The organism is Streptomyces sp. NRRL S-378 (assembly GCF_000720645.1).
Classification (GTDB): Bacteria; Actinomycetota; Actinomycetes; order Streptomycetales; family Streptomycetaceae; genus Streptomyces.
On the sequence record NZ_JOBX01000002.1, the window covers coordinates 67,846 to 80,324 of the forward strand.

The following is a 12,479-nucleotide window of genomic DNA, read 5'->3' on the forward strand; positions in this document are numbered from 1 at the left end:
CGGGAAGTCCGGGTGGTCGGCGTTCCTCAGCCGAGCAACGCGGATGCCTGCTGCAGGGGGGTGAGGGGGCGCGCGGGCGCGGCGGCCCGGGGAATGCCGTGGCAGGTGAACCCGAGCTGGGTCATCGCGCGGACGACTTCGCCGGCGCTGAAGTCGCGGCGGTCCTGGCGGGTGATGACCTGGCCGACCTGCTTGACGGGGTAGGTGCGGCGGCCGACGGTCACGGACGCGCCGAGGACCGGCTCGGGTTTGATGCCCTTCATCGATTCCAGGACGCCGCTCTTGGTGAGATCGAACGGGAAACGGGCGATGACGCAGCGCATGGGACCTCACAGGGAGAAGGAGCGGGACGGTCGTGCCGCAGGGGGGAAGAAAGCCGTCAGTGCGCGAGGGCGAGGACGTCGCGGAGCCGGATCCGGTCCGTGTACGCGTCACCGTCACGGACGGCGGCGAGCTGGGCCGGGGTCACCAGCCGCGTGCACAGGCCGTCGTCGTCGCAGACCCGGAGATGGCGCGCCTGGGCGCTGGCCATGACGGACAGGGCCACTTCCACCGTCATGTCGTCCGAGACCTGGGGGTAGGCGGTCTCCGGGGCGTCGTCCGCCGTCCGGTGCCCGGAGCCGGCGACGGCCGCGCGGGGTTGCATCTGGACCAGCGTCAATAGGTGCCTCCTGCAGAGATGGGTCAGTGTCCGGATCACGTGGTGTCAGGCCGCCGTGCCGATGGAGCTCCGGCGGCCGCCCGCGCGCCGGGCGGCCGAAGCGGAGCCGCGCCGGCCCCGGGAGGCCGTGCCGCGCGCGGGCCGTTCGGATGCCGGGGCGGTGATGACCACGGGGACACCGGAGGGGGCCTGGGCTCCGGTGATCCTGCTCAGCGCCGCCTCACCGGAGCTGACCCGGGTGGTCTGCGGGGTGATGCCGGCAGCGGCCATGAGGCGGGTCATGTCACGGCGCTGGTTCGGGGTGACGAGGGTGACGACGCTGCCCGACTCCCCGGCGCGGGCGGTACGGCCGCCGCGGTGGAGGTAGTCCTTGTGGTCGGTCGGCGGGTCCACGTTGACGACGAGGTCGAGGTTGTCGACGTGGATGCCGCGGGCGGCGACGTTGGTGGCGACCAGGACGGTGACGTGTCCCGCCTTGAAGTGGGCCAGGGTGCGGGTGCGCTGGGGCTGCGACTTGCCGCCGTGCAGGCCGGCCGCGCGTACTCCGCTGCTGAGGAGGTCCTGGGTGAGGCGGTCCACGGCGTGCTTGGTGTCGAGGAACATGATCACCCGGCCGTCGCGTGCCGCGATCTCCGTCGTCATCCGGTGCTTGTCGGCGCCCTGGACGTGCAGGACGTGGTGCTCCATCGTGGTCACCGCGCCCTGCGAGGGGTCCACGGAGTGCACGACCGGGTCGGAGAGGTAGCGACGGACCAGCAGGTCGACATTGCGGTCGAGGGTGGCGGAGAAGAGCATCCGCTGGCCCTCGGAGCGGACCTGGTCCAGGAGGGCGGTGACCTGGGGCATGAAGCCCATGTCGGCCATCTGGTCTGCCTCGTCCAGGACGGTGATCGCGACCTGGTCCAGCCGGCAGTCGCCGCGGTCGATGAGGTCCTTGAGCCGACCGGGGGTGGCGACGACGACCTCGGAGCCGCCGCGCAGCGCACTCGCCTGCCTGCCGATCGGCATGCCGCCGACGACGGTCGCCATACGCAGCTTGACCGCACGGGCGTAGGGGGCGAGGGCGTCGGTGACCTGCTGGGCGAGCTCACGGGTCGGGACCAGGATCAGAGCCCGCGGCCGACGGGGCTCGGCGCGTTGCCCGGCGGTGCCTGCCAGCAGCGCAAGACCGAAGGCCAGCGTCTTGCCGGATCCGGTTCGGCCGCGGCCCAGGACGTCACGGCCCGCCAGAGTGTTCGGGAGGGTCGCCCCCTGGATCGGGAACGGGACGGAGACCCCTTGAGCGGTGAGCGCTGCGAGCAGCTCGGCGGGCATGTCGAGGTGCGCGAACGCGTCGACGGCCGGCAGCGCGGGAGTGATCGTTTTCGGCAGGGCGAATTCACCCTGTGCCGGGGCGGACCGCCGGCGGGGGCCGCCCGAACGGCTCGGGGCGGGCGAACCGAAGCGACTGCCCCGGCCCGAGCCGCCGGCAGGCGCGAAAGCTGCACCGCTGGTGCGGCTTCGGTTGCGGGACGAACGGTTTTTGGTACGTGTGGGGTTCATTCAGAACCTTCCTTGATACGGCACGCATCAAGGAATTTCCGCCGCGGAAGGACATCGCGGGGAATCACAAGAACGGACCGAATGGAATGCGAGATCGAGCCTGGGCAGCAGAGAACGTGCGTGCGTCGGCGCGGGCACGGATCGGGGTGCCCTCAGTGGATGCAAGCCGCAGGTGAACGACTGCGGAGGCATGTCCGCAGCTGGGGCCCGCACCCCGAGGGATGCGGGCCCCAGCTACAAATGGTGCGTGAGCGTCAGGCGGGAACGATGTTCTCGGCCGTCGGGCCCTTCTGGCCCTGCGCGACGTCGAAGGTGACCTTCTGGCCTTCGGTCAGCTCACGGAAGCCGTGTGCGGCGATGTTCGAGAAGTGGGCGAACACGTCGGCGCCGCCACCATCCTGCTCGATGAAGCCGAAACCCTTTGCCGCGTTGAACCATTTAACGGTACCGGATGCCATGTCAAATCTCCTTTGGGGCAGTACAGCGGCGTCCGCAGTGGACGGACGCCGTGTCGCCGCGATGATGCCCCGGCCGGAAATCAACCCGGAAATGTGAATACGGGAACCACAACTGCAACCGAGATCGACAATAGCACGCCGTAGCGGGTCGCGTACGTGAAATCAATTCACCCTGGCCGCCGCAGCAAAAAGCCTCTCCGCGTGGACCGCTAAATCCTTGCCCCGCCGCGACAGATATGGGCGGCGCGCGGGCGCAGGTACCACCGGGGCCGGCGGGCCTTCCCGGCTCAGTCCGCCGCCGGCGGCCCGGACGGCCCGGCGGCCCGGCGGTACTCGTCGTTGAGGCGCTGGGCCTCCTCGAGCTGGTCCTCGAGGATGATGATGCGGCAGGCCGCCTCGACGGGGGTGCCCTGGTCGACGAGCTCCCGTGCGCGGGCTGCGACGCGCAGCTGGTATCGGGAGTAGCGGCGATGGCCGCCCTCGGAGCGGAGCGGCGTGATCAGGCGCGCTTCGCCGATGGCACGGAGGAAGCCCGGTGTGGTGCCGAGCATCTCGGCGGCGCGGCCCATGGTGTAGGCGGGGTAGTCGTCGTCGTCCAGGTGCCCGCCGAGCGGGCCTGTCGGATTCTCTGCTGTCATTGCACCTCGATCTGGAACATGCGGAAGGGCCCCGGCGCCGTACCACCGGGGCCCCGAAGCAACTTACATACGATCTTTCGACGCCGGTTCCGAGTCGGCCTTCTTTTTCCGTCCACTCGACTTCAAAGAGGCAGGGCCATTGACTCTATGGGCTACGAAAGAAATCGTAACCGGGTCACCACACAATGTCTACTCCGGCTAAATCAGATTTCCGCATGTCCGACGGTGCGGTAATCCCCCCCCGGCAACGATCAAGGTCCATCGAGGGCCGGAAAAACTGGCCACCACGCTCAACACGACGCTCGGCTCCGCCTCGCCCGCCCCGGCGCCGCGGGCCGTACGATGCTCCCGTGACCCTCCGCACCTGCCGCCCGACGCACCGGCGCCCCTCGGCGCGCGGTACGGGGCTGCTGGTGCTGGTCCTTGCGGTGCTGACCGGGATCCTGGGCATGCACGCCCTCGGTCCGGCCCCGGCCCGTGCTGCCGTGCCCGCGGGCGCCCACCACGCGACGGCCGGGCACCACGGGGCTCCCGCCGCCGGGCATGCGGGCGAGGACTGCTCGCACCCCGCCGGCGGCTCGGGTCATTCCGGGCACGCGGACGCCACCTGCGCCGCCACCGGAGTCGCCTCGGCGTACGCGCCCCCCGCACTCGCGGAAGCGCTCGGCGGCCTCCCGGCGGTGTTCCCGGCGGACGCCTCCGAGCGGGTCGCCGCGGTCGGCGCCCGTGCTCCCCCCGATCTGGCCGAACTGCAGCTGCTGCGGATCTAGAGCCGCCCGCGCGGCCCGTCCCACCCGGCACCCGCCGGGCGGTCGGCCGTGCCCCGGGCACCTCTCCATCCGTTCTTCCCGCGCCCCCGTAAACGGGCCGCGGATCAAGGAGCAGCACCCTCATGACCAGCACGCGTTCCCTCTCCCGTCGCGCCGCCGCCGTCGTCTCGGCGGGCGCGGCCGCCCTCGTGCTCGCCGCCTGCGGTGGCGGCGACACCACGAGCGCGCACGACGGCCACGCCGCCCCGTCCGCCTCGGCCTCCCCGTCCGCCCCGGCCTCGGCCCCGGTCGGCCAGGGGCAGCACAACGCGGCGGACGCCGTCTTCGCCAAGGGGATGATCCCCCACCACCGCCAGGCCGTGGAGATGGCCGACCTGGCCCCCTCCCGTGCCCGGTCGGCGGAGGTGAAGAAGCTCGCCGAGGACATCAGGAAGGCACAGGACCCCGAGATCAAGACCCTGTCCGGGTGGCTGACCTCCTGGGGTGAGCAGGTGCCCGCCGAGGGCGCCATGGACCACTCCGCGCACGGCACGGCCGGGATGATGACCGCGGATCAGATGGACGGACTGAAGAACGCCTCGGGCGCGGCGTTCGACACCGCGTTCATGGAGCTGATGATCGAGCACCACGAAGGCGCGGTGGCGATGGCGAAGACGGAACAGGCGCAGGGCGCCTTCCCGGCAGCCAAGGCCATGGCGGAGGCGATCATCACCACCCAGTCGGCCGAGATCGCCCGGATGAACAAGCTCCTCGGCAGGAGCTGACCCGTCCGCGGCCGGACCGGTCCGGGGCGCGCACGAGCGCCCCGGCCCGGTCCGGCCCGTACCGCGCGTTCTTTCCGAAACCGTTCATTTTCCGATGGGGGTACGGCACACATGCAACCGAAACCGAACAGGATCCTGGTCGTCGGCGGGTACGGCGCCGTCGGCGCGACAGTGGTCCGCGCACTCGACGGTTGGTTCCCCGGACGGGTCGTCGTCGCCGGACGCGACGGGGCCCGAGCGCGCAGGCTCGGCGGCGTGCGCGCCGACGTCACCGATCCGGACGCCTTCCGGCGCACGCTCGCGGAACTGGGCGACATCGCGGCCGTCGTCCTGTGCGTGGAGCCGCCCGACACCCGCGTCGCACGCGTCTGCCTGGAACGCGGCGTGCACCTCGTGGACATCGGTGCCACCAGACGGCTGCTCGACGGGGTGGCGGACCTGCACGACCTGGCGGCCGGCGCCGGGGCCACGGCCGTCCTCAGCGTGGGTGTCGCCCCCGGCCTGACCAACCTCCTCGCCCGCCGGGCGCACGAAGCCGTGGGCGGCGCCGAGCGCATCGACCTCACGGTGCTGCTGGGCGCCGGCGAGCGGCACGGCGCCGACGCCGTGCGCTGGACGGTCGAGGGCCTGGCCGACCCGCCGCACGGGGCTCCGCTGCGGACCACCCTGCCCGGCCACGGCATGCGCACCGCGCGCCCGTTTCCCTTCTCCGACCAGCACACGCTGCCCGCCACGCTCGGCGTGGAACAGGTGACCACCCGGCTGTGCCTGGACTCCAGACCGCTGACCGCCGCCCTGTTCGGGCTGCGGGCGGCCGCCCGCCGGCCCGCCGTGCGCCGGACCCTGACGGCCGCCTTCAGCCGGGTCCACCTCGGCGGCGACGGCTTCGCCGTCCGGGCCGACGCCCGGCGCGGTGACCTCCACGCCGCCTGCGCCGTCACCGGACGGGAGCAGAGCCGGGTCACCGCGCTGGTCGCGTCGTACGTCACCCGGGAACTGCTCACCGGCTCCGCGCCCCCGGGGGTCCACCACATCGAGCAACTGCCCTCCCTGGCAGGCCTCCCGGAGACCCTCGTCGCCCACGGACTCTCCGTCTGGCAGCGCGCCGTCCCGCCCCGCCCCTGATCGTCGGCGCGCCTCCGGCTCCGCGCGCGGGGCCGGAAGCGGGCTGTCGCCCGGCGCGTTCGCTCCCCTACAGTGCGTGATGCCGAAACCGGTCCGTGACGACGCACAGCCGCCGAACAGGAGCAGACCCGTGGCCACCCACGCCCGCCCCGGCCCCCTCCCGATCCCCTCCAGGGCGGTCCGTCCCGTCCCGGAGCTGGATCCCGCCCTCGTGCGGGACTGGCAGGCCGGGGAAGGGGAGCTCATCGACCTGTTCGCCCGGGCCCACGCGCGACTCGGCGGCGTCGCCGCCCTCCGGCTCGGCCCGCACCCCACCGTCCTGGTCACCGCCCCCGAAGCCGTCCAGCACGTCCTCGCACTGCGGCCCGACCTGTACGTGAAGCGCTCGCACCGCGCCCGACTGCTGATCGGCGACGGCGTCCTGGCCGCGACCGGCGATGCCTGGCAACGCCAACGGCGACTGCTCCAGTCCCAGTTCACCGGCCGCGGCATGCGCCGCTGGGAACGGCGGATCACCGAGGCCGCCCGGACCACCGCGGCGCGCTGGGATGCGTACGCCCGCGACGGAGAGGTCCTCGACGTGGGCGAGGAGATGCGCCGCTTCGCCCTGGACGCCATCTGGCGGTCCCTGACCGGACATTCCCTGGACCCGGGCACGGAGGAGGAACTGGCCGCCGTGCCGGCCGTGGTCGCCGCGCTGCCCAGCCTGCCCGCCGACAGCGTCGCCGCGCGGGGGGCCGTCGCCGGTGAACTGGCCCGGATCGACGCCCTGTCGAACCGCGCCATCGCCACCGCCCGCTCCGCCGGGGCGGGACCCGAAGGCCCGGGTCTGCTGCACGTCCTGCTGGAGGCGGCCGAAACCTCTCCCGAGTACACCGACCGCCTGATCCGCGACGAGCTCGTCACCCTGCTGGTCGCCGGCCACGAGACCACCGCGGTCACGCTGACCTGGCTCCACCTCCTGCTCGACCGCAACCCGCACGCGCGGGAACGGGCCCTCGCCGCGGGCCCGGACGGCTCCCCCGAACGGCGCGCGGCGGTGCAGGCCCTCGTCCACGAAACACTGCGCTTCTACCCGTCCGCCTGGATCCTGCCCCGCCACGCCGCCGCCGACGACGTCCTCACCGGCTATGCGATCGAGGCCGGTACCGACGTCCTGGTCTGCCCCTACCTCACCCACCGGGACCCCGGGACCTGGGAGGACCCCGCCCGCTTCGACCCGGACCGCTTCCTGGCCCCGGGACGGCGGCCCACCCGCCCGGGCAGCTACGCCCCCTTCGGCCTGGGCCCCCGTGCCTGCCTGGGCCTGCAGTTCGCCCTCCGGGAGTCGACCGCCCTCCTCGAACTCCTGCTGCCCGCCCACGTCCCGCACTTCCACGGCGTCCCGGCCGGGGCCGCCTACGGCATCACGGTCCGCCCGGACGGCCCGACCCCCGCGACCCTCGCGGGGCGGTGACCCCGCGCCGGGCCTCGAGTCCGTCGGTCAGCCGGTCAGCCGGTCAGCACACCGGCACTCCCGGCACCTGGTTCTCCGGCACGCTGAGATAGATGTTGGTCATATAGCCGCCGTACTGCGGCAGTTGGGCCCACCAGTCGTTGACGTAGGGCGGTTGGCTGACCTGCTGCCCGCGCTTCTGGCAGCCGACCAGGACCTCGACACCGGCGGGCAGCGTGGTGATCGCGCCGGAGGTGGTCGTCGCCTGGGTGCGGACCCGGACCCCGCTGCCCCAGGTGCCCACCCACGTACCGGCGGGGCGGGAGGCGCCGGGGACGTTCAGCGAACGGGTCAGCCGCCCGATGTCCGTGTAGGCCTTGCCGTAGGACGTTCCGCCGGGGTGCAGGGTGAAGACCGCCACGATGGCACGGTCGCCCTCGCCCACCAGACCCGTCGTGTGCAGTGCCGGACGGGAGAGGTCCACGGCATCGGCGCCCGTCGACGTCCGGGCAGCCGTTCCCTCCGGTTCCCCGGCTGCCTCGGCTGCCTCGGCGGCCTCCGCGGCCTCATCGGTCTTCGCGGCCGCGGCGGCCGGTGCCGTGCAGCCGCCCGAACTGAAGCCCGACCAGCCCTGCTTGACGGCCCAGGGGCGGTTGAAGGAGCCGGCGATGCCGAAGTGCTGGTCGTACCCGTCGGTGGCGCAGCGGGTGGACTGCCGCAGGTCGCCGAGGACGTAGTCGCGTGTCGCCGCCGGGGCGGAGTCCAGCAGATGGCGGTAGATCTTCACGGTGTCACGGGCCGAGAGGGCCGTGTAGCCCCAGTAGCCGGGGTGGGTGGACGGCGGCCGGGCGGTGTCCGTCAGGCCGAGCCGGGCGACCATCCGGTCGACGATCGCCCCCGAGCCGTTGTTCGACCAGAAGGTGCTCGCGGCTGCGTCGTCGCTGCCGCGCAGCATGGTGTCGATCCGGGCCCGGTCGGCGGCCGACAGCGCGTCGGGGCTGCGGTTCCAGAGCACGTCCAGGGCGATCAGCAGCTTCACCACCGACGCGGACCTGAACTGCGCGGAGGCGTTCAGCTGTTCGGTGAAGGTGCCGGTGCGGCGGTCGAAGACGGCGACGCCCGCCGTCACCCCGGCGGGCACATCGGCTTGAACCGCCGCCGGGCGCGCCGAGGGGGGCTCGGCGGAGGCGACGGATTCGGTGGTCGCTGCGGTGCACAGGAGCGCGGCGAGGGCGGCGGTCAGCACACCCGCCCGCACCGCGCTCCGTGCGCTGTTCAAGGTCATCATGTTCGTCCTCGGGATCGGGGGAGAGGGAAGTGGAGGTAGCGGTGGAGGTGGCGGTGGCGGTGGAGCCGGCGATGCGGCGCCGGATCCCCCGGGACCGGTCGTGGTCCCGGGGGCATCCGGTCGGTGCGGGCCGTCGTTCAGCAGGTCGGCAGCCCCGAGTCCGGCTCGTCGTTGCCGCCTCCGACGAGGAAGATCTCGCTCATGTACGCGGACCGGGCCATGCCCACCGCCGGGGTCTTGACCCACCAGGTGTGCCAGTAGTCGCCATAGGCCGCACGCCCGCCCTTGACCTGGCACTGCACCCTGAGCAGGCCACCGGCGGGCGACGTGGCGGTCACCGGGGCCCCCGGATCGGGGGCGGATCGCAGATTGATGTCCGAGCCCCAGAACGGGCACAGGAACGTGCCCGGGTAGTTCCGGTCGGGCGTGCAGGGCGCCGAGTCGGCGGCCCGCGCGGAGGGGGTGAAGCCGGGGGAGAGGAGCAGCGCGGCGGCCAGGGCCACCGCCGCGGCTCCCTTCGCACCGGCGCCGGCGGCGGTCAGCACGTGCCCACCCCCGGCAGCCAGGCGGCGGGGTGGTCGATGTAGATGTTGGATACGTAGCCGCCGAGCGCCGGGATGTAGGACCAGGCGTCGTTGGTGTAGCCCTCGGCGGTGACCGAATCGCCGCGCTTCTGGCACTGCACGTAGACCGGCGTCGGCCCGGTCAGCGTGCGCACGACCGCCGCGTTCAGCCGGGCGTCGGCGCGCACCCGGACCGACGTGCCCCAGGTGGTGAAGTTCGTGCCGGGCGTGCCGCTGCCCGGGGTGCACGGCAGGCCCACCCCGCGCTCGGCCAGATAGGCGACGGGGTCCATGCCCCGGGTGCTGGCCGTGGAGGAGTGCGCCTCGAAGTGCAGGTGCGGGCCGGTGGACTGGCCCTCGGAGCCCATGCGCGCGATCAGCTGACCGCTGCTCACCCGCTGGTTCACGGAGACGAGACGCTCGTACATGTGGCCGTACTCGGTGACGGTGCCGTCGTCGTGCTTGATGCGGATCCACTGGCCGTAGCCGCTGGCGGTGCCGGAGACGATGACGGTGCCGGGCCCGGCCGAGTGGATCGGCGTACCGCGGCCGTTGGCGATGTCGACGCCGTCGTGGCCGGAGTGCCACCCCTGGGTCACCGTGCCGGCCGCCGGGCAGGAACCGGCGTAGCCGGCGGCCTTGGCGGGCGGGGCGGCGGCGGCCTGGCCGGCGGCGAGCGGGACCAGCCCGGCTGCGGCGGCCGTGGCGACGAGCAGGCCGATGGACTTGGTGCGCTTGATTGTGCGCATGGCGGAGTCTCCTCTGTGAGCGGTGTGAGCGGTGTGAGCGGTGTGAGCGGTGTGAGGGAAGCTGTGAGTCAGCAGTTGGGAACCCCGGGCAGCCAGGCCGCCGGGTCGTCGATGTAGATGTTCGAGATCCACGCCTTGTACTTGGGCAGGTACGACCAGGCGTCGTTGGTGTAGCCCTCGGCGGTGACCCTCTCCCCGTGTACCTGGCAGAGCACGTCCACGGCCGTGGGACCGGGCAGCCGGCCCACGGGAGGCCGCTGGGTGCCGGGGTCGGGACGCAGGCCCACCTGGGTGCCCCAGGTCATGAACCGTTTGGTGTTCGCGGGCGGCTGCTCGGTGCCGGCGATGCGCAGGGCGCCCGCGTACTGGGAGTTCAGTCGTACGTCGCTGACCATCACGAGCGTTCCGGACTCCCGGGCCTCGACCATCCTGCCGTTGCCGAGGTAGACGGCGATGTGGTGGACGCTGCCGAGGTTGGCAGGGTCCGACCCCCACATCACCAGATCGCCCGGCTGCAGCGGAGCGATCCCCTGGGCGGGGGTGAACCGGGCGGTGGCGCCGCTCCACCGGGCCTGGTTCCACGTCCCCTCGGGCAGGGCGATCCCCGCTCCCTGCCAGGCCGCGTACTGCACCAGGTGCGAGCAGTCGAAGCCCTTCACCTGGCTGTCATGGGCGCCGGGGCCGCCACCGGGATAGTCCTGGCCGTACGTCGGCCCGTGGAGGGAACCGCCGCCCCACGAGTACGGCACCCCGATCTGTGAACACGCGGCGTTGACGATCGCCTGCGCCTGGGCGGACGCGTTCGCCAGGGGACGGCAGTCGGCGGCGGCGACGGCCGCCGAGGAGACCGGCGACGAGGCGGCCGTCGCCGTACCGGTACAGGTCAAAGCGGTGGCGAGCAGCAGCCCTCCCGCCGTCGCGAGTGTGCGGTTGGCGCGGTGCATGGTTCCCCCTCGGGTGGTCGGCGCGATGTGCGCAGGTGCTGTACGGGTCTGCGGTGTCCGGCAGCCGGTCCGGCTCGTCCGTTCCTATGCGGCGAGCGAGGCGCGGATCTTGGCGTGGCCGCGCATGCGGTTGCGCTGCACGGTGCCGCGGTGCGCTCCGAGCCGTTCCCCCGCCATGTCGTGGGTCAGGCCCTCGATGTCGACGAGGATCACGGCCGCCGCCTCCTTGGGGGACAGCCCGCGCAGCAGCGCGGCCGTGGCCGCCTCGGCCTCCCTGCCGGCGAAGCCGCCGTCCCATCCGTGCTCCGGCAGCCGGTCGGTGCAGCGCTCCTGGCGCGAGGGGTGCCGCCACAGGTCGCGCAGCAGGTTCAGCGCCGCCGCGCAGGTGTAGGCGTACGGCTGCTGCTGACGCGTCAGGGTGTGGGCGCGTGCCCGGCGGGAGAGCCTCAGGTACGTCTCCTGCAGCAGGTCGTCGGCGTCGTGCGGATTGCCGGTCAGCGCCAGCAGCCGGCGCCGCAGCCTGGGCATCACGGCGGTGAACGCCTCGTCGAACTCGGCGGCGGTCATGTGGTCGGGGAATGCCGTCGTGCTCGTCACCGCGCTCGTGCTCGTGCTCGCGCTCGTGCTCGGCGTCGTGGTGTCGGAGGTCTCGGGCGACGTGGTCGGCGTCGCGATGCAGGTGTTGTCCACGGTGTTCCCCCGGGATCCGGCTGTCTCAGTCTGTCGTGGGGCTCAGGGAGGCGGGACCGTACTTGGCCGCCGGCGCATCGGTCAGGAGCGCCCAGTACCGGTCCCCGTACGACCAGTGCCACCACTCGGTCGGGTAGTTGACGAACCCGGCGGCGCTCATGGCCCGGCCCATCGCCGCCCGGTTGGCACGGGCTTCGGCGCCGACGTTGAGCGCGGCGGTGCGGCAGCCTCCCCCGCTCTCTTCGGGGGTGGCGTTGACCGCCGTGCCGAGGGGCAGTTCGGCACCGTCGTCCGTGCACAGCGTCAGGTCCACCGCACCGCCGCTGACGTGCGGGGCGACCTCCGGGGGCGAGATGTACGCGCTGGCCATCTCGCGGATCCGGTCCGGTCCGGCGTCCGGGTGTGCCGTGCGCAGTGTCGCCGCGTACGCGTCGAAGTAGCGGCGCTGCAGGGCGGGCGGCCGGAAGCCCTCCACCATCAGCAGGCGGATGCCCGGGGGCAGCGCTTCCTGGGCGAGCAGGAGCCGGCGCAGCACGTCGGCCCGCAGATGCGCGTACGAGCCGTCGTGGTCGGTCTGCCGCGTGTCGACCCGTAGTGCGGCGACCTCCCGGGCGTCGACCAGGGGTTCACCGTTCTCGGTGACACGCGTGGCGGCGACCCGGGGGTCGGAGAGCAGGATGATGTCCGTCACGCTCACAGCGTCGAGGCGGGCGTTGCAGGACCGCTGCAGATCCTCTGCAGGACGCCTGCAACGCCTGCAACGCCGGGAACGGGCCACCTGCACCGGCAGAGCGGATGGGTTTCGGTCACCCGTGCCCCACATCGGTGATCCGTGAAACCGGAGGCCCGGTG

14 protein-coding genes and 1 pseudogene are annotated in these 12,479 nt (G+C 72.9%); 4 read left to right on the forward strand and 11 right to left on the reverse strand.

Going from position 1 to position 12,479, the window contains the following annotated elements; all coding sequences use genetic code 11:
* Positions 1-26: 26 nt before the first annotated feature.
* The 5 genes and pseudogenes from IH80_RS0102185 to IH80_RS0102205 all read right to left on the reverse strand — a co-directional run bounded on the left by IH80_RS0102185 (position 27) and on the right by IH80_RS0102205 (position 3,299).
* Positions 27-323, reverse strand: coding sequence for an SCO5918 family protein (locus IH80_RS0102185; RefSeq protein ID WP_030957179.1), 297 nt, complete (start codon positions 321-323; stop codon positions 27-29).
* 71 nt (positions 324-394) lie between these two features.
* A pseudogene (locus IH80_RS0102190) lies at positions 395-661 on the reverse strand (hypothetical protein); the annotation flags it as partial.
* A 45-nt stretch (positions 662-706) separates the two neighbouring features.
* Positions 707-2,203 carry a DEAD/DEAH box helicase gene (locus tag IH80_RS0102195; protein WP_030957181.1) on the reverse strand — a complete coding sequence of 499 codons (1,497 nt, stop codon included), beginning with the start codon at positions 2,201-2,203 and terminating at the stop codon, positions 707-709.
* 254 nt (positions 2,204-2,457) lie between these two features.
* Entirely contained in the window at positions 2,458-2,661 is a 204-nt protein-coding gene (locus IH80_RS0102200; protein WP_030957183.1) for a cold-shock protein, read from the reverse strand.
* 287 nt (positions 2,662-2,948) lie between these two features.
* Positions 2,949-3,299 (reverse strand): MerR family transcriptional regulator, encoded by a 351-nt coding sequence (locus IH80_RS0102205; RefSeq protein WP_030957185.1) that lies wholly within the window; start codon positions 3,297-3,299, stop codon positions 2,949-2,951.
* A gap of 350 nt (positions 3,300-3,649) precedes the next feature.
* On the opposite strand from IH80_RS0102205, the gene IH80_RS0102210 reads away from it, so the two are divergent.
* The 4 genes from IH80_RS0102210 to IH80_RS0102225 all read left to right on the forward strand — a co-directional run bounded on the left by IH80_RS0102210 (position 3,650) and on the right by IH80_RS0102225 (position 7,414).
* On the forward strand, positions 3,650-4,069 hold the full coding sequence (locus tag IH80_RS0102210) for a DUF6153 family protein (RefSeq protein ID WP_030957187.1): 420 nt from the start codon (positions 3,650-3,652) through the stop codon (positions 4,067-4,069).
* 122 nt (positions 4,070-4,191) lie between these two features.
* Complete coding sequence (locus IH80_RS0102215) at positions 4,192-4,833, forward strand: DUF305 domain-containing protein (protein ID WP_030957188.1); 642 nt, start codon at positions 4,192-4,194, stop codon at positions 4,831-4,833.
* A gap of 111 nt (positions 4,834-4,944) precedes the next feature.
* The gene (locus IH80_RS0102220) at positions 4,945-5,958 is read left to right on the forward strand and encodes a saccharopine dehydrogenase family protein (protein ID WP_030957189.1); all 1,014 of its coding nucleotides are present in this window, start codon (positions 4,945-4,947) and stop codon (positions 5,956-5,958) included.
* A gap of 130 nt (positions 5,959-6,088) precedes the next feature.
* The gene (locus IH80_RS0102225) at positions 6,089-7,414 is read left to right on the forward strand and encodes a cytochrome P450 (RefSeq protein WP_037878631.1); all 1,326 of its coding nucleotides are present in this window, start codon (positions 6,089-6,091) and stop codon (positions 7,412-7,414) included.
* Positions 7,415-7,457: 43 nt separating this feature from the next.
* On the opposite strand, the gene IH80_RS0102230 is transcribed toward IH80_RS0102225, so the two are convergent.
* From IH80_RS0102230 to IH80_RS0102255, 6 genes are all read right to left on the reverse strand, one after another.
* Positions 7,458-8,678 carry a hypothetical protein gene (locus tag IH80_RS0102230; RefSeq protein WP_030957191.1) on the reverse strand — a complete coding sequence of 407 codons (1,221 nt, stop codon included), beginning with the start codon at positions 8,676-8,678 and terminating at the stop codon, positions 7,458-7,460.
* 140 nt (positions 8,679-8,818) lie between these two features.
* Positions 8,819-9,226 carry a hypothetical protein gene (locus IH80_RS0102235; protein ID WP_030957192.1) on the reverse strand — a complete coding sequence of 136 codons (408 nt, stop codon included), beginning with the start codon at positions 9,224-9,226 and terminating at the stop codon, positions 8,819-8,821.
* On the reverse strand, positions 9,220-9,993 hold the full coding sequence (locus IH80_RS0102240; RefSeq protein ID WP_030957193.1) for a M23 family metallopeptidase: 774 nt from the start codon (positions 9,991-9,993) through the stop codon (positions 9,220-9,222). Before IH80_RS0102240 ends, IH80_RS0102235 begins: the two co-directional genes overlap by 7 nt.
* 68 nt (positions 9,994-10,061) lie before the next feature.
* A complete protein-coding gene (locus IH80_RS0102245; protein WP_030957194.1) occupies positions 10,062-10,937 on the reverse strand; it encodes a C40 family peptidase in 876 nt (291 codons plus the stop codon).
* Between the two features lie 84 nt (positions 10,938-11,021).
* Positions 11,022-11,504, reverse strand: coding sequence for an RNA polymerase sigma factor (locus IH80_RS0102250; protein ID WP_051808715.1), 483 nt, complete (start codon positions 11,502-11,504; stop codon positions 11,022-11,024).
* A 148-nt stretch (positions 11,505-11,652) separates the two neighbouring features.
* The gene (locus tag IH80_RS0102255; protein ID WP_030957196.1) at positions 11,653-12,318 is read right to left on the reverse strand and encodes a M15 family metallopeptidase; all 666 of its coding nucleotides are present in this window, start codon (positions 12,316-12,318) and stop codon (positions 11,653-11,655) included.
* Positions 12,319-12,479: the final 161 nt, after the last annotated feature.